General features: G+C 35.8%; 1 protein-coding gene. It reads left to right on the top strand.

Annotated elements, in window-relative coordinates:
- A partial coding sequence (locus tag ELQ12_RS10335; protein WP_166739614.1) for a hypothetical protein occupies positions 1–201 on the top strand: 201 nt, incomplete at both ends.

The raw sequence follows: 201 nt of genomic DNA, 5'->3' as shown, positions 1-201 counted from the left end.
GCCACCCCTTTGCATTCTTGGATATTGCTTGGTGATCCTGAGTCTGTAAATTCTTTAGAAGTGGCTTTACAATTTGGTGCTGATGTAAATATGAGAAATATTAAAACAGAACATGAAGATAGTCATATCGATGCAGGAAAAACCCTTTTACATATAGCTGCAACATCTGAGGAAAAACCTATTGGAACTTGTTTGGAAATT

Source organism: Campylobacter sp. US25a, from assembly GCF_004379075.1.
GTDB classification, from domain to species: domain Bacteria; phylum Campylobacterota; class Campylobacteria; order Campylobacterales; family Campylobacteraceae; genus Campylobacter_D; species Campylobacter_D jejuni.
Note: the sequence above shows the minus strand (reverse complement) of the source record. Positions and strands in the feature narration are given on the sequence as shown.